Annotated in this window: 13 protein-coding genes and 3 pseudogenes; 10 read left to right on the forward strand and 6 right to left on the reverse strand. The window is 53.4% G+C overall.

Going from position 1 to position 16,110, the window contains the following annotated elements; translation table 11 throughout:
• Positions 1 to 735 carry a PP2C family serine/threonine-protein phosphatase gene (locus P5706_RS36915; protein WP_161952153.1) on the reverse strand — a complete coding sequence of 245 codons (735 nt, stop codon included), beginning with the start codon at positions 733 to 735 and terminating at the stop codon, positions 1 to 3.
• Between the two features lie 20 nt (positions 736 to 755).
• On the reverse strand, positions 756 to 1,418 hold the full coding sequence (locus tag P5706_RS36920; RefSeq protein ID WP_078466131.1) for a vWA domain-containing protein: 663 nt from the start codon (positions 1,416 to 1,418) through the stop codon (positions 756 to 758).
• Positions 1,419 to 2,529: 1,111 nt separating this feature from the next.
• On the opposite strand from P5706_RS36920, the gene P5706_RS36925 reads away from it, so the two are divergent.
• The 10 genes and pseudogenes from P5706_RS36925 (at position 2,530) to P5706_RS36970 (ending at position 13,251) form a co-directional block, all read left to right on the forward strand.
• Positions 2,530 to 2,796, forward strand: a complete 267-nt coding sequence (locus tag P5706_RS36925; protein WP_153045998.1) for a hypothetical protein — start codon at positions 2,530 to 2,532, stop codon at positions 2,794 to 2,796.
• A gap of 237 nt (positions 2,797 to 3,033) precedes the next feature.
• Positions 3,034 to 3,885, forward strand: coding sequence for a glyoxalase superfamily protein (locus tag P5706_RS36930; protein ID WP_078466133.1), 852 nt, complete (start codon positions 3,034 to 3,036; stop codon positions 3,883 to 3,885).
• A gap of 71 nt (positions 3,886 to 3,956) precedes the next feature.
• Positions 3,957 to 4,310 (forward strand): hypothetical protein, encoded by a 354-nt coding sequence (locus P5706_RS36935; RefSeq protein ID WP_078466134.1) that lies wholly within the window; start codon positions 3,957 to 3,959, stop codon positions 4,308 to 4,310.
• Positions 4,311 to 4,393: 83 nt separating this feature from the next.
• Positions 4,394 to 5,949, forward strand: a protein-coding gene (locus P5706_RS36940; RefSeq protein ID WP_087149576.1) for an IS3 family transposase whose coding sequence is annotated in 2 segments (ribosomal slippage) — positions 4,394 to 4,856 and positions 4,856 to 5,949 — 1,557 coding nt in all. Because the reading frame shifts where the segments join, the coding sequence is not laid out codon by codon here.
• Positions 5,950 to 6,442: 493 nt separating this feature from the next.
• Complete coding sequence (locus P5706_RS36945) at positions 6,443 to 7,297, forward strand: TnsA endonuclease N-terminal domain-containing protein (protein WP_019821338.1); 855 nt, start codon at positions 6,443 to 6,445, stop codon at positions 7,295 to 7,297.
• Positions 7,294 to 7,593: pseudogene (locus P5706_RS36950) on the forward strand (transposase); the annotation flags it as partial. The gene P5706_RS36945 and the pseudogene P5706_RS36950, both read left to right, overlap by 4 nt.
• Before the next feature lie 65 nt (positions 7,594 to 7,658).
• A complete protein-coding gene (locus tag P5706_RS36955; RefSeq protein WP_010466230.1) occupies positions 7,659 to 8,639 on the forward strand; it encodes an IS5-like element IS1384 family transposase in 981 nt (326 codons plus the stop codon).
• Between the two features lie 139 nt (positions 8,640 to 8,778).
• A pseudogene (locus P5706_RS36960) lies at positions 8,779 to 10,656 on the forward strand (TnsB C-terminal domain-containing protein); the annotation flags it as partial.
• Positions 10,653 to 12,113 carry an ATP-binding protein gene (locus P5706_RS36965; protein WP_019821342.1) on the forward strand — a complete coding sequence of 487 codons (1,461 nt, stop codon included), beginning with the start codon at positions 10,653 to 10,655 and terminating at the stop codon, positions 12,111 to 12,113. The pseudogene P5706_RS36960 and the gene P5706_RS36965, both read left to right, overlap by 4 nt.
• Positions 12,114 to 12,129: 16 nt before the next feature.
• The gene (locus tag P5706_RS36970) at positions 12,130 to 13,251 is read left to right on the forward strand and encodes a TnsD family Tn7-like transposition protein (RefSeq protein ID WP_238597270.1); all 1,122 of its coding nucleotides are present in this window, start codon (positions 12,130 to 12,132) and stop codon (positions 13,249 to 13,251) included.
• Between the two features lie 134 nt (positions 13,252 to 13,385).
• On the opposite strand, the gene P5706_RS36975 is transcribed toward P5706_RS36970, so the two are convergent.
• From P5706_RS36975 to P5706_RS36990, 4 genes and pseudogenes are all read right to left on the reverse strand, one after another.
• Entirely contained in the window at positions 13,386 to 14,366 is a 981-nt protein-coding gene (locus P5706_RS36975; RefSeq protein ID WP_010466230.1) for an IS5-like element IS1384 family transposase, read from the reverse strand.
• 39 nt (positions 14,367 to 14,405) lie between these two features.
• On the reverse strand, positions 14,406 to 14,534 hold the full coding sequence (locus tag P5706_RS36980; protein WP_285685607.1) for a hypothetical protein: 129 nt from the start codon (positions 14,532 to 14,534) through the stop codon (positions 14,406 to 14,408).
• Positions 14,527 to 15,840: a site-specific integrase gene (locus P5706_RS36985; RefSeq protein ID WP_285685609.1), complete on the reverse strand. Its 1,314-nt coding sequence runs from the start codon at positions 15,838 to 15,840 to the stop codon at positions 14,527 to 14,529. The genes P5706_RS36980 and P5706_RS36985 overlap by 8 nt, the downstream gene beginning before the upstream one ends.
• 58 nt (positions 15,841 to 15,898) lie before the next feature.
• A pseudogene (locus P5706_RS36990) lies at positions 15,899 to 16,110 on the reverse strand (Y-family DNA polymerase); the annotation flags it as partial.

Genomic DNA, 16,110 nt, shown 5'->3' on the forward strand with positions numbered 1-16,110 from the left:
TCAGACCCTCAATACGGCAATGGCAAGGGACTTGTCGTCATCAGTCCTTTCGTTGATCCTGGAGCTTCCGAGGAAGCCTTCCAGCGCAGCACCTATCTGTGGTCGACTTACATCCGTGAGGAATTGCATCTTCCGAAAAATTGGTTCGAAAAAAGGCCCGTGAGGTTCGCGCTTGGCCATGTCCAGAGCAAGATGCTGTAACCCATCAGAGAAGAGCGCCAGGGCTGTTACGCCCGCTGGGTATACACGAACGGCCAACTTCTCGATTGCGTCTTTTTGACAGATAAATAAAGTTTCGTTTGCGTAGTGCCCGTTCATGGGCTCAATCGCTAATTCAAGTCCATGCTGCCCGTCGAGAACGATTCCGCCGTCACCAATCTGGAATACTAGTGTTCCTGCGGAAGAGGTGAGTGCGCCGAGAAAGGTGCAGGAATACGCTCGGATCGGCAGTTGGCTTTGATCAGCAGCTTGCGAGATGGCCTGACGGATTTCATTTACGATCTGAAGAGCTAGGCTTTCATCAAGCGGTAGCTCGGCTAGTTCCATCAGCTGTGCGACGGTCTCGTTTGCTGTACGCACGGCAATATCTGCGCCTTGCTCTCCACACTCGGCACTGCCGGCGCCGTCGGAAACAAATAGAGCGACCCATGGCGAGCCGGCTTGGTCAAAAACCTGAGAGGAACAGCGATCTTCGCATCGGCCGCCACGCTCAGTGTGCGCGGTTCCAATCGACACCGCGCTAGCGCATTCCCACATCACACACTTGCCCACCCGGTTGGTGGAGCGAGTTGAACCTCGGTTCCTGGTGAAGACTGCGAAACCGCCTTCATTGAGGCGGAAAGCCACTGGAACAACTCGCGGAACTTCAGTCCATCAAGTTTCAATGGAGCGCGTACGCTGATCTGGGAGAGCACCTCCATATTGGCTCCTTCGACCCCTACGGTGAAGAGGGCGAAACGCTTGTTCTGCTCGCCATCACGAACCAATGCAGCAGCGTGCTTCCAAGCATCAGTCGGACCCCCGTCAGTGATTACCAGAATCCACGGTCGAAAAAGTGCTACCCCGTTCTCCCGGATGATCGCCTTACGGTCTTCAAGCATCTTGAGGCCGGTGGTGATGGCTTCGCCCAGAGGCGTATCCCCACGAGCTAAGAGGACAGGTGGCATAAATGCGCCAGCTTCAATAAACGGAGTGTGGATCTCAACTGGGCCGAACGTAACGATACCGATTTCAACGCGTTGTAAAGCCAATGCGTCCGCTGCCAGCTCGTCTTTGAATTGTACGAGTCCATCGTTTAGGGCATCGAGTGCCGGGCCGTCCATGCTCCGCGATACGTCCAGGAGGAGTAGGCATGGGCAACGGGGCTCGGGGTTATCGGCGAATGAATCCACCTCTGCGAAGTCGATCTGGTCTGTCATTGGGAATAGTCCGGCGTCATGAAGAGCGTAAGGTTACTGTTGGAATATTCCAAACACATCCCAAAACGATACGTCGTTTTCCGTTCAAGTATCTGCAAGCGCTTATCTACATGTCGTTCTCTGGCGCGTTTCAAAAGGGTATCGGCATCAATGGCCGTCGAGTCCACACAATCCGCAGCAATGAAGTTTTCCGTGTACACCGCGCTTGGCCTGGCCTGTTGGTATGCTGATTAGGAGGGTCCGCGCCAGCTCTCTCAGGATCGGCCTCGATCCCCGTTCAATCCTGACAGCGAGAAACAATAGCCACAGCCTCCCGGCGCGCAGCATGTCTTCGTCCACGCCAAAGTAGCCACCTGAGCCGCTTCGCATCCGTCAGGAAGCATGCCCGAGCGTGGCGTGATGCTGTTGTATCTCACCAACACCACCAGCATCCATGTCAAAGAGTTGGCTTTGCTCGAGGCTGGCGACGTGCTTTAGCCCGGCAGCGCCATCCGCCCAGAGACCTAGACCGAGAGTACCAAGGGCTGCCGGCCTCGCAACATCTACCCGACCAACCCAAAGTGCCTGGCCGCCATCGAGCATTGGATTGGCGTGCGATTCGCTCCAGCAAACGATCTGCCGACTCTACCGGGAGGCCAGCTTCACGATGTCTCGCATAGTGTCCGGCGCAACCTAGTCCGCCACTTACTGGCAGCGACCGGTGAGGTGGAGACGGTGCAGACCATCCCGGGTCAAAATCTGGATCGCAGCAACCCCTACTTAATCGTCGATCAGGCCACCATTCGAAAAGCTTATGAGCTTGCCCTTTACTGAGTTAAACGACTTTTAGGCCCCCTGACTTGGGTTGCATTCTCCAGATTTGTGGGAGAATTCCCCAACGAGTTGGAATTCGCAGAGCGGTGGTTATCTTGAATACAAGAAACTGAACTGTCGGCCTGGTAGCGCGCCACCCCGTAGACGCCGAACCTACAACAAATGCATAGGGTAAATAGGGAGAAGTAGCATGGAACGTATCGTTTTTTCGTAATAGTTATGGCTTTGAGCTGGGGCGGGTTTTTCGCTTGGAAGCTCTCGTAGCAGTCAGTGAGGCCGGATTGACACGAAAAGTCAGATGAAACCGCTACGTGAACAACTACTAGCTCTCGATGACGCGGGCTTAGCGCGGTTAGTGATGATCGCGGCTCAAGCCCTCAACGATCAGAACTGGATCGTGGAGATTGCAGACCTTTGCGATGTACCCCTCGCCGAACTAGAAGAATGGTCGGTGCGTGTTGTGTTGGGTGATGCCAATGAACCAGGGCTGCAAAATGCAGCCGCTGTCACCCTCGGTTGGTATCCAGAACCTGAAACTACCGGCTGCGAAGAAGACGCCCAGTAATCACGGAAATTATGCTGGCCCCGTTCAAGGGGCCTTCGACGGAAGAAGTGCTATTCGGCATGGTGATGCCATTCCAAATATCATTTCAACAAGGCCACCCCAGCCTGTCGTCCTCGCCGGAAACGGTACGGTGAATGGGGGAGTAGACGAAGCTTGTTGGCAACCATTGCCAGGCATCGAGAACGAGGACTCCGACAACGCTATGCGTCAACCTGGCTCACATGGAAACCATCGACAATGACTTCAGAAACTCTTAAAGCTCGCGCCAAACAACTGCGTCCGGCAGTCGCCGAAATGTTCAAGGTTTCGGTCACGCACTCTCAGGCCCTGGAGCTTGTGGCGAAGGCAGAAAATTTTCCCACTTGGGACGCCGCGTGTGTGTCCTATGGGCAGTCGGACAAAATCCAATCCCCCCGCACCCTTTACCCGACACAAAATATCAAGGTAAACGCCCGTCGCGATCAAACGCGAAGCATGGCCACCATCTTTGAAGAAAGCGAAACGATCCCTCTGGAATTACATCGTTTGTTGGATCAATCGGATAACCGAGGGGCGCTGGTTCTTGTTTGCGGAGCCACGGGACAGGGGAAATCAACCACAGCCAATGTTGTGATCAACGACCTACTGCGTGCAAATATCAACACAAACGACCCCACATTGATTGTCGATGTGGGGCTCGGCAGCGAAACCTGTCTTGATTCCCCTTTAGGTCAAAGGCTGGTGTTGGTTGACGAAATTCGTTCTGCACGGCTTGCATTTGAGGTTGTGGCACTGGCGAAAGCAGGCGTAAAGGTTGTGGCAACATTGCATGGGAAACCGGGGATAGATCGTCTTCGCGTGCTCTTACGTCAGTTTGGGATAGGTGAAGTGTTTCTTGATGGGCTGATTGCCGAAGGTCAGATCTTGTCGATTGATCAAGAACTCGTTTGGCCTGATGTGGCCATGCAGATTCAATCAAACAGGGAGCGCCATGAGCTGATATTGCGTCAGCATGGTTTTGATGAGTCCAATGTCAAGAGTTTGGTCGATAAGGGGCCGCAGGCTGTTTTAGACGCCATTCTCCCAAAGGGTGAGCCTAGTCAGAACTAGGATCTAAACGTATTAGGGGAGAAGGCTTAACGCTCCCCTTTCTAAATATGTAATTGGTCACGGAAATCGCCATGAAACATGAAATTGCAAAAGGTAAAACTGAGTTTTTCGACAAGCTTACGAAGTATCTCGCCGGTTCCCAGATTCCGACTTTCGACTCGACGAAGATGCTGTTGGATGTGGGCTCCAATACTGCTGATGCTGTTCGCCAGCCAGATGGAAGCTGGGAGGTCGCTGGTCAGGGTAGCGCCAACCTAATTTCTTCCATGGCTGTATCTGCCGAGCGCAAGGCTCGCAAGGTCGCTTTTCTGCCACGGCAGGTCGAGCGAAAGGTTGCTCGCTCTGCTCGACTGGCGCTCGTAAGTACGGGCCAAATCACACTCTGTGACGGGACGGTTATACGCCGTGCCAATGGTCAAGGATGAGTTAAGGGCCCCCGGTGTCAGGATAGTTGTCGCCTCTCCGATTTTTCCTAAAAAAGCATATCGGGGGCGGAAAGAGACTGGTCGTGCCGTACTATTCACCTGAACGCAGAGCCGCATTACTTAAAATGCTGCTTCCCCCGCTGAACCTGTCGATGGCCGAGGTTTCCCGGCGCGAAGGGGTCAGCGAAATGTCTTTGTCCAACTGGCGCAAGCAGCTCAGTTCTGAAGGAAATGCAGTGTCCGAAAACAAGCCGTTGACCGAGAACTGGTCAGCCGAAACCAAGTTTGCTGTCGTGCTTGAAGCCGCCGGTTTGTCCGAGATCGACCTCGGCGAGTATTGCCGCCGCAAAGGTCTTTACCCCGAACAAATCACGGCTTGGCGACAAGCTTTTATCACCGGCCAGAAATCGACAAAGGCTCAGCAAAAAGAAGATCGCGAGCAATCTCGCAAGGACAAGAAACGCATCCAGGAACTTGAGCGCGAACTGCGCCGCAAAGACAAGGCGCTCGCTGAAACAGCCGCGTTGTTGGTGCTGCGAAAAAAGCTCAACGACTACTGGGGGACGAACGACAACGAGGACAACTAACATCTTTGCCAGAGCGCCAGTTAATCGTTGCCTGGCTGGGTAGCGCGGTGGCGGCAGGAGCCAGAAAAATCAGGGCGTGCCAGGAAATCGGTCTATCGCTGCGGACTTTGCAACGTTGGACTGAAACAGAGGTTATCCAGGCCGATGCCCGAACGATTGTCACACGGCCAACACCGCGAAATGCACTGAGCGAAGTCGAGCGTCAGACCATTGTGACGCTGTGTAACAGCCCGGAGTACGCCCACTTGCCGCCGAGCCAGATCGTGCCGCGGCTGGCCGATCAAGGGCGTTATGTGGCGTCGGAGGCGACGTTTTATCGCGTTCTACGTGCGGCAGGCCAACAACAACATCGAGGCCGCAGCCAGCGGCCCAGAAGGCACGCAGCACCGACAACGCATGCGGCCAAAGCGCCCAATCAGGTGTGGTCGTGGGACATCACGTATCTGCCCTCGCCGATACGCGGAAAGTATTACTACCTCTATCTGATCGAGGATATTTACAGCCGCAAGGCCGTGGGCTGGGAGGTCTACGACGCGGAAAGCGGTGAAAAAGCCGCCGCGCTGCTGCAACGCAGCGTGATCGGTGAGCAGTGTTTACACGAACCGCTGGTGCTGCACTCGGACAACGGAGCGCCGATGAAATCGGTGACGCTGCTGAGCAAGATGTACGACCTGGGCATCACGCCTTCGCGGGGCCGACCGCGTGTGAGCAACGACAATCCCTACTCGGAGTCGCTGTTTAGAACGCTGAAATACTGCCCGCAATGGCCGCTGGATGGTTTTGCCAGTCTGGATGCTGCTCGGGCTTGGGTGAGGAATTTTATGCGGTGGTACAACAACGAGCACCGACATAGCCGCATCCGGTTCGTCACACCGGCTGAGCGGCATCGAGGGCTGGACCATCAGGTCTTGGCCCGGCGACATGAGTTGTACGAACGAGCCAAGGAAAACAAACCGGAGCGGTGGTCAGGCCGGACGCGTAACTGGGAACCGATCGGCACCGTGTTGTTGAACCCGGATCGAGAGCAACAGAACGAGAAAATGGCGGCATAGTTAGACGGTTGACGCGACAACTACCTTGAAAAATGCCGAGGGAAAGAACGCCGTGAGTTTTCGTTTTTTGATTATTTTCATTCTTGTTGTTGTGATGGTGACGATCATCGGCTTCGTGGTACTCGGATCATAGGAATAGTCTTCTGCTGTACCCAAGCCCCGGCCTAAAACCGGGGCCACGTCAGTATAGGGATGCCGTTTTTGGCGTCCGCTAAAAACGGATGATGACAGATGTGGTTTTGAACAATAAAGATTGACACAAAACAATAAAGTTTGACACTCATGAACATAGATTGACACAAGGCCCAAACCCCCGTATCTATGGGGGTTTTTCCTTTCCAGGCTTTCCCTTTGGTCTGGATTCATCGCTTCAACTCTCCGCGGGTGTAGTCTAGAAAACGCTTTGAAATATGGCCGCTACGGCGGTCATGTCCTTCTACGACTTTTTCTCGGCGTGAGGTGAAGCGGTCCGCATCGACTGAGGAGGCGTGGGTTGCGAGGTCGTAAGTTTGCATCACAGCAAGACATTGAACGGCATATTGCAAATGGATTTGGCGAAGGCGCCGGGGCAAGCTACGTGCCTTGGCTGCGGGTACAAGATGTCCCGTCGATAGGTCGTTCGCACAAGATCCAAGGTGTGAAGATCGAGAGGATTCATCACCTACTGTCAGATCTCGAGCGTTCGTACTTCCTTGTGTGTGAATTTTCTGAAAACGTCGTGGATATCCGTGAGCAATATCCGTTACTACCTACAGAGCGTGCGCAAGCGATAGCGTCGGCAATAGATGTACGTTATCCCAGATACCCTAGAACGACACTGCCCTATGTAATGACAACAGATTTCCTGCTAACTGTTAAGGACTTGAACGGAAACTTTAAGTCGGTAGCTAGAACTGTGAAGTATCGATCCGACCTAGTTGGCAAAGGAAGTAACCGCACGCTTGAAAAACTTGAGATTGAAAAGCGCTTTTGGCATAGCCAAGGTGTTGATTGGAAGATCGTCACAGATGAGTTTTTTACACGAGATTTGATAAAAAATCTTGGACTAATCAGAAAATACTCGAAGCTGCATCGCGATTTAATGAAAGTCCCGTTGCATTCGAATTTTATCGACTGCCTAGCAAACAGCCGGGAATATTCGTGGACCTTGGCCACCTGTCTAAGAAAAATAGCATGCCTTCTGTCCATTTCCTATATAGATGCTCAAGCAATTTTCTTCCATCTGGTTTGGAACAAGATACTGAAAATAGATTTGGTTAACACTCCTCTCCACCTTACTGGTCTAGTTCCTGACTTCGAAGTTTTCCAGATCCCTGCCCAAGTATCGTTGATGGAGAAAATGTCATGACTGTTCTCGTTAATGACGTTTTCGAGCCTGTTACCGATCTGTCGGTCATCTCTACGATAGCCAGGCTCATTTACCAGGATGAAACGCATGACTTAGCAGTTGTGATAGATCTAGCTGACCCTCCCCGGCAGCCGTACGCTGTTGGTCTTGATGAGCTGCGTCGCTCGCTAGCGTCTGGTCACACCAAACCAGCAGCCATCACCACGCCCGAGTTTATGCTTGTGCTTGAGGAGCAGTTGGATGAGAGAGCCAAGCAAGGCCGGGACGAAAAGTGGGCCGTCATCGCCCCTCTGCTAGGGAAACTCTGAAAAAGACTTTCTGATTTGGCAAAATACCGCGACCCCACCCACCGAGTTTCCCGATGAAGCAGATGACCTTCGCCGACGCCGAGTACGCTGGCAAGCGCAAGCAAACCCGCAAGGAGTTGTTCCTGATCGAGATGGATCGGGTGGTGCCGTGGAAGGGCTTGATTGCTTTGATCGAGCCACATTATCCGAAAGGTGAAGGTGGCCGTCCGGCCTACCCGTTGATGGCGATGCTGCGTGTGCATCTGCTGCAGAACTGGTTCGGCTACAGCGATCCAGCGATGGAGGAAGCGCTGTACGAAACCACGATCCTGCGCCAGTTTGCCGGGCTGAACCTGGAGCGCATCCCCGACGAAACCACCATTCTCAACTTCCGCCGCTTGCTGGAGAAACACGAGCTGGCGGCCGGCATCCTCGCTGTCATCAATGGCTATCTGGGCGACCGCGGCCTGTCGCTGCGCCAGGGCACCATCGTCGATGCAACGCTGATCAATGCGCCCAGTTCGACCAAGAACAAGGACGGCAAGCGCGACCCGGAAATGCACCAGACCAAGAAGGGAAACCAGTATTATTTTGGCATGAAGGCCCACATCGGCGCCGATGACGAATCGGGTCTGGTGCACAGCGTAGTGGGCACGGCGGCCAATGTGGCGGATGTCACCCAGGTGGACAAATTGCTGCATGGCGACGAAAACGTGGTCTGCGCCGATGCAGGCTACACCGGTGTCGAAAAGCGGCCCGAGCATGAAGGACGTGAAGTTATCTGGCAGGTGGCGGCACGCCGCAGCACCTACAAAAAACTCGATAAGCGCAGCGTGCTGTACAAAGCCAAGCGCAAGATTGAAAAGGCCAAGGCTCAGGTGCGCGCCAAGGTCGAGCATCCGTTCCGGGTAATCAAGCGCCAGTTCGGTTACACCAAGGTGCGCTTTCGCGGCTTGGCCAAAAACACGGCGCAACTGGTGACACTGTTCGCTCTGTCGAACCTGTGGATGGCGCGCCGACATTTACTGACGAATGCAGGAGAGGTGCGCCTGTAATGCGGGAAATGGCCACCGGAGTGGGGTCCGGGTGGCGAAAACGTAAGAAATACTCGTCGAATTGATTGTTTTTTGATCATTTGGCGAGTTTAAAAGTTGCGCTAGGTGGTATGCCGGGGAAATACATGGCTACTTCAGACCATCCCTAGATCCTGAATATCCAGGACAAATATTTGTACGGGGGGAGTTAGGCCGGCTTGTTAGCAAACGGGCGTCAGAGCTCGGAATCCAGCGAAAAACTATCTATCGGCTTCTTTACCGATATTGGTTTTATGGTCAAGTTCGAAACTCATTGCTTAATAATTACTCGGCGGTAGGTGTTGCCGATAGAAAATATGATCCAAGTAGGCCTCCAGGGCGAAAGCCTAAGTTTCAAGGCGTTCTTACTGCGCCTTCCAAGATGCTCGGTGCGGTTGATAAACGATGCATCCGAGTTGGGTATTCCCTTTATGTAAAAGATAAAAAGTCTTCTATTTCGAGCGCATATGACGAAATGTTGAGAAGATTCTACTCGGTTCGAGACATCTCTAAAAACAGTGAAGAAGAGCTTCGTTTGCTGCCTAGCTTAGAGCTGCCCAGCCTGAGGCAGTTCAGATATTGGGGACAGATTTTTTTCGACGAAATTGAAACCGAGCGTGGCCGTAAAGGGTTGAGGAAGTGGTTAAAGGACTGCCGTCCGCTTTCAGGTACCGTTCGCGATTGGCTGCGTGGACCGTGTCATCAGTTCGAAATCGACGCAACTATTGCCGATATTTATTTGGTCAACAGCTACTCTAGACGGATGCTCATTGGCCGGCCCGTAGTTTATATCGTTGTGGATAGTTTCTCCGGAATGATTGTTGGCCTCTATGTAGGATTGGAAGGTCCCAGTTGGAACGGGGCGAGGCAAGCGCTGTTCAACGCGTTTACCTCCAAAGTCGAGTTCTGCGCTCAGAACGGCGTTGAAATCAATTCAGATGATTGGAATTGTCACCACCTGCCCCACCAGATTTACGCCGACAGGGGAGAGATGTTGTCACTGGCAGCAGAGGGGCTATCGTCAGGCTTGGGAATTGAGATGGGCACTGCTCCGCCTTATCGGCCTGATTGGAAGCCTATGGTAGAAAGTCGGTTTGGCATTTTGAATGATTTGACGGGTATCAGATGGCTACCTGGCGGGGTAGCTGCGCGAGACAAAGAGCGAGGCGAGCGAGATTACCGGCTCGATGCCACGCTGAACCTCAAAGAGTTCACCCAGATACTCATCAATTGCGTGCTCCACTATAACCGGCACCATCGACAGCCTGACCGACTGACTCAGGCGATGATGAATGACGGCGTTGAACCTACGCCCAACGGGATATGGAATTGGGCCTGCGAAAACGACCTGATCGAATCCAACAAACGTCCCGACGAGCTGGTTTACCTCCATCTCTTGCCGCGCGAGCGCGCGACCGTTCAAAAGGGCGGGGTGATGTTTCGCGGCATGCACTACGTGTGTGATATGGCCATAGAGAAAGATTGGTTTGCCAAGGCTCGCAAAGGGGGCGTTTGGTCAATAGAGTGTTGGTTCGATCCGAACTCTGCGGCGCACATCTGGATCCAGGGAGAGGCCAAGCAGTTTATCCGCTGTGATCTTCGACGATCGGATGCCGGTTACGCGAATTACCGCTCGGACGAGATTTTTGATCTGCTCGAAGCCTATCGCCAAAAACCGCCTACTCGCCGGCGAGCCGAGCTGGAAAGCCGTGTCCAGCTTAGCGATCAGGTCCACCAGATCATCAGTCATGCGCTCGCAGAACGAAAATTGGAACCTGCTCCGCCCACCAAGGCAGAGGCCACTGGGAACATCCGCGAGAACCGCGCAGAAGAACGTCTCCGTGAGCGTGAAAATGCGGTTGTTCCTGAAGGCGTCAGGGCGGAGCCAGCTTCACTTCAATCTGAATTGACACCGAAAGCGCATGACTCATATGCCGGCGAGCGAACTGCGCAGGTTATCGATTTGCTCAAAAGAATTCGGCCAGGACAGGCAAAATGAAAGGTGCGCAGACGTTTGCCAATTACGTCAAACAGGACATAAGTGAGTATGCGGGCAATCCGCTTATCGAAGCTTTGCCTCCGATATTGTCGGAGGCGGCGGCTATTGAGCTGATCTCGAATTTTCCTCAGCCGGTGGATCCGAAAGAGCTGACCCTCGAAGGATCCACTCGAATTCACTGTATCGACCGGTTGAGAACCGTGGTGCAGCCGTTTTTGTTACACCTGGAACTGGAGGCCCTGTTTTCACTGCTCATCCGTCGAGGGTATGTTGGGCGTAACCCGATGTCGCCCGCTACCGTCCGGCATTTGCATTCTTTATCGGGGGCTCAGCGTTACCACGATGCGTTCAAGTCCACTGCAGAAACGTTCACCGTCGTCGGCCTGAGCGGCATTGGCAAGTCGACGGCACTCCACGCCATTTTGAGCCTTTATCCACAGACAATCCGTCATGAGCGTTATGAGGGAAAGCAGTTTGTTCATACCCAAATCACTTGGCTGAAGCTTGACTGCCCTCGGGATGGATCGCTGGCTGGATTTTGCCAGCAGTTTTTTTATGCAGTTGGTGACGCTCTAGGAGACAAGGACTATCACAAGCGCTACAGGCATCGAAACATCAATGATGCGCTGCAACAGATGGAGCAGGTGGCCAGCACGTTTTTCATCGGCGCCTTGTTAATCGACGAGCTGCAAAACCTCCACTTGGCGAAAACCGGTGGTAAGGAGAGCATGCTGAATTTCTTTCTGCACTTGGTTAACAACATTGGTATCCCGGTCGTTTTCAGTGGCACGAACTCTACGATTAGCCTGTTCTCAGAAGTCATGCGGACTGCCCGCCGAGTCTGTGGTGCCGGTACGCTGGAATTCAAACGATTCGAGAAAGATGATGAGGAGTGGCGGTTGTTAGTCGAAAATCTCTGGAGCTATCAGTGGTGCAAACAGACTGCTGAGCTGACCGACGAGATTTTCGACACGCTGTATGAGCACACTCAAGGCGTCACAGATTTCCTGGTCAAGCTGCTGGTATTGAGTCAGCGTTATGCGGTCCAGAGTGGCTCGGAGTGTTTGACTGCCGAGGTCCTGGTGAAGGTAAGCAACTCAAAAATGCAGATTCTAAAGCCAGCCCTTTCAGCTCTGCGTAGCCGAGATCCGAAGCGGATGCGACAGTTCGACGATTTGCTGCCGATTGAGGATCAGCTGAGCGAAATGATGGTCTTCGATGGTTTGGCACGAGAGGATCGCCTTGCCTTGCTTCGAAGTGTTGTATCCCGTGAGAAGCCGGTAGACCCATCTCCAACCATTCTTGCGAAAGGCCACCCATCGCCAATTGCTACTGCAGTGGAAAACTCAGAGGCTACAGCGCTAAGCGAACATGACGCTCCCCTCGATGCTCTGCGCGCTGCGGGCTGGCTCAACGAGGACCTGTTTGAGTTCTCACCGATGTACCACAAAGCGTGAGTCGGGAGGTGGCGAAGTGCACCTTAAACTCCATTTCTTCCCCGCCGCGTTTCCCGACGAGACGCTGCACAGCGTGATTTCTCGCTATGCCCGTCTTTGCGGTGTTCGTAATTGCCAAGAAGCATTTGCCGGACTGAAATCGGCGGCAGCATTTTCGCAAAATGTGGCATTCCCAAGTCATTTAGGGGAGTTTGTCGACGCGCTACCCAGCGGTACCGAGCTATCGATAGCCGAGGTCCTCATGCGTCACACGCTATTACCCTACTATGCGCCGTTTTTGAGTATGAGCCAGGTAGAACACGCTCGGACGCTGATGACTGCCGATGGGAAGGGCTTGATGTTGAAGCTGGGCGTCAACGCGAGCCGTATTGGATTCGCCTCCCGAGTGCGGTTATGCCCAGAATGTATCGCCCAAGATCAGGCCCAACGGGGAGTTGCTTACTGGCACAGGGTCCACATGCTTCCAGGCGTGCTGGTATGTCCGCATCACGGCACGTCACTTAGGATCCTTGATCCTCGCTGGTCCAGCCGTAGCTCTCGACAACTCAATCTGCCGAGTGATGAGAATGTGCAAGCACACACGGTACTTCTCGATACCCCGTTGCTGCGCATGCCGCCGCTTCACGAAATAGCGTTGCGATCACTTCAGGTCATCGAGTCTGAAGTCAGTGCTTTGTCGGCGGAGGCGGTGCGCTACACGCTTTTACAAAGGGCAACGCAGCTTAACCTTGCCTCTGATAACCATCGCTTGCACCTGCACATGCTGGCGCAGCACATGGCCGATTTTTTTGCTGCACTCCCGCGAGAATGGGAATTTTCTATACTCGGAGAAGTTCGTGCAGGTACACCCGCCTCATGGGTCATGAAGCTGCTTCGTACGCCAATAACCTCCCACCATCCGCTCAAATACATTTTATTGGCCGGTGCTCTGGGCATTGACATGGTGAGCTTGCTGCATGGTCAACGCCCAATGAAACAGGCGGTGGCGTGTGGTCCGAAAGCTCACATTCGACTTCACACGCGCCTTTCTCCGGTGATGCCTGGTGAAGGCCTGGACTGTTCGTCAGCCGCTGTGTGGAAACATGCTCTTGAGGGAGCTGATGCCAAAAAGATCGCTGCCGTTCTAGGGATGGTCTGAAGTAGCCATGTATTTCCCCGGCATACCACCTAGCGCAACTTTTAAACTCGCCAAATGATCAAAAAACAATCAATTCGACGAGTATTTCTTACGTTTTCGCCACCCGGACCCCACTCCGGTGGCCATTTCCCGCATTACAGGCGCACCTCTCCTGCATTCGTCAGTAAATGTCGGCGCGCCATCCACAGGTTCGACAGAGCGAACAGTGTCACCAGTTGCGCCGTGTTTTTGGCCAAGCCGCGAAAGCGCACCTTGGTGTAACCGAACTGGCGCTTGATTACCCGGAACGGATGCTCGACCTTGGCGCGCACCTGAGCCTTGGCCTTTTCAATCTTGCGCTTGGCTTTGTACAGCACGCTGCGCTTATCGAGTTTTTTGTAGGTGCTGCGGCGTGCCGCCACCTGCCAGATAACTTCACGTCCTTCATGCTCGGGCCGCTTTTCGACACCGGTGTAGCCTGCATCGGCGCAGACCACGTTTTCGTCGCCATGCAGCAATTTGTCCACCTGGGTGACATCCGCCACATTGGCCGCCGTGCCCACTACGCTGTGCACCAGACCCGATTCGTCATCGGCGCCGATGTGGGCCTTCATGCCAAAATAATACTGGTTTCCCTTCTTGGTCTGGTGCATTTCCGGGTCGCGCTTGCCGTCCTTGTTCTTGGTCGAACTGGGCGCATTGATCAGCGTTGCATCGACGATGGTGCCCTGGCGCAGCGACAGGCCGCGGTCGCCCAGATAGCCATTGATGACAGCGAGGATGCCGGCCGCCAGCTCGTGTTTCTCCAGCAAGCGGCGGAAGTTGAGAATGGTGGTTTCGTCGGGGATGCGCTCCAGGTTCAGCCCGGCAAACTGGCGCAGGATCGTGGTTTCGTACAGCGCTTCCTCCATCGCTGGATCGCTGTAGCCGAACCAGTTCTGCAGCAGATGCACACGCAGCATCGCCATCAACGGGTAGGCCGGACGGCCACCTTCACCTTTCGGATAATGTGGCTCGATCAAAGCAATCAAGCCCTTCCACGGCACCACCCGATCCATCTCGATCAGGAACAACTCCTTGCGGGTTTGCTTGCGCTTGCCAGCGTACTCGGCGTCGGCGAAGGTCATCTGCTTCATCGGGAAACTCGGTGGGTGGGGTCGCGGTATTTTGCCAAATCAGAAAGTCTTTTTCAGAGTTTCCTTAGCACCACCGTTGTATAAAAGTGGTGCCATATCCCAGGGCGTCTGATTTTTCGCGTACTCAAGCATTGGAAACGTCAGGTCTGAAAACGTCAGATTATTCATCGCTTGCTCCCTGCATTGAAGAAATCCCTGTAAACGCAGTCATGAAGCTGTTCGCAATGGCCTGCTTAGCAGGTGCGGCTTGCACAAATTTGATGTATTTGAAGGTGGTAGCCTCCGAATTTCGACCGTGAAGCAATGCATTGCTGACAGTAGCAATCACTATCGCCACATCAGTGCAATTTGCTAAAGCGAGCCTAGCTAACTCAGTTCCAAAGGTGCATCGGGATTGGTGGAAGCGAAACTTCCTGAGCGTTTTGATGCCCGACGCGATGCCTAATTTTCTAAGCGATGACATCTCAACGTTTATGGCCGAAGATTGATCACTGTTGCGACGTCCAAAAGGGTTTCCGAAACGTGTCAAGAACACCAAGTCTTGATGCTCGCCAGCAGCAAGTGCCTCGCGAGTCAACCTGCGAAGACCCTTGGCGTACTCCAAGACTTCTGAACACAAAGCTTCGGGAATCCATACCTGGCCAGTTACTCCAAATTTGGTATGCACGGGCGGGGACGCACCTGGCCCTACGGATAGCAGAAGCAGACCTTTAGCAGACGGATCATGTAGGGCACGCTCCAACGTATCGATACGAAGGTCACAGATCGTTCCCAGTCGCATACCCGTGAAGAAACCTAAAGCCAACATCAGGTAAAGCTCGGGTGAGGCGCTCTGTTTTGCGAAATCAAGAATGGTGTCTCGATCAACCGCAGAGACTGGAAATAGCCCACCTTCCAAAGTGACCCAAATGCGTTTTCGGTTTGGAATACCAAGATCGGTGGTGGTGCCAGCTAGCGTCCGCTCGAAGCCGACCTGGTCAAAGTATTTGATGAAATAGCGCTTGTCTTTCCACAGCGGCAATAACGGGCTTAGAAGGCCACGCCTCCTAACCCACCTGTAGAAACTGATGCAATTACGCATGTATTCGGAGGCCGTAGCGGGACTGATATGACCAGCATCGCGAGCCTTGATAAGCGCCCCACGGTACTGAACAAGACATCGATCAGCCTTTCGAGACGGAAACTCAAACCACTGAAGCCCGCGACTCTCCAAAAACTTCGCGTAGTTCAACAGCCCATTCAGGTTGCTAGAAACGGTCTTAAGGAGTGCCTCACCATTGGTGACTCTCTCCATAGCCCAGAGATTGGCTTCTCTCCAAGGCAAGCCGTCTTCCCAGAATATTTGTGGTAGACCTTCGATCACTACACGGGAGCTATTCAGCGAGTAGGTAATCAGGCGGTCTTTGACAGAAAGGTCATGCGGACTGAAGTGAATGTGTTCGACGGTAGGCAAGTGGAATCTCTGTAAGAGCAAGCGTCAATGTCCATGGGGACAAGATCTACGTTTGGGCGTCCACAGTATGCAACTTATTCTTATCTATTGAGTAAACTTCCGCCCGCGGGACCATACTTTCAATGGTTTGCTGAACTCTTGAGCTGATGTCGCCGTACAAAGCGTAGTTGCTAGAAAATGCTACAACTCCGTTATCTCTCAAGAAGTCTTTGATCTTAAAGTAGGGGTCACCCATCCTAAGTCCTAGCGCTTTTGCTTCATCAGTGAGCGCAATTATGCAACCGTCGTTGT

Origin of the sequence: Pseudomonas sp. ChxA, assembly GCF_030263855.1 — a bacterium.
Taxonomy (GTDB): domain Bacteria; phylum Pseudomonadota; class Gammaproteobacteria; order Pseudomonadales; family Pseudomonadaceae; genus Aquipseudomonas; species Aquipseudomonas fluorescens_CB.

Bases quoted from the DNA above. Each gene is read 5' to 3' on its own strand.
- P5706_RS36920 (WP_078466131.1), bottom strand. From the start codon at position 1,418: ATGACAGACCAGATCGACTTCGCAGAGGTGGATTCATTCGCCGATAAC.
- P5706_RS36925 (WP_153045998.1), top strand. From the start codon at position 2,530: ATGAAACCGCTACGTGAACAACTACTAGCTCTCGATGACGCGGGCTTA.
- P5706_RS36930 (WP_078466133.1), top strand. From the start codon at position 3,034: ATGACTTCAGAAACTCTTAAAGCTCGCGCCAAACAACTGCGTCCGGCA.
- P5706_RS36935 (WP_078466134.1), top strand. From the start codon at position 3,957: ATGAAACATGAAATTGCAAAAGGTAAAACTGAGTTTTTCGACAAGCTT.
- P5706_RS36955 (WP_010466230.1), top strand. From the start codon at position 7,659: ATGAAGCAGATGACCTTCGCCGACGCCGAGTACGCTGGCAAGCGCAAG.
- P5706_RS36965 (WP_019821342.1), top strand. From the start codon at position 10,653: ATGAAAGGTGCGCAGACGTTTGCCAATTACGTCAAACAGGACATAAGT.
- P5706_RS36975 (WP_010466230.1), bottom strand. From the start codon at position 14,366: ATGAAGCAGATGACCTTCGCCGACGCCGAGTACGCTGGCAAGCGCAAG.
- P5706_RS36980 (WP_285685607.1), bottom strand. From the start codon at position 14,534: ATGAATAATCTGACGTTTTCAGACCTGACGTTTCCAATGCTTGAGTAC.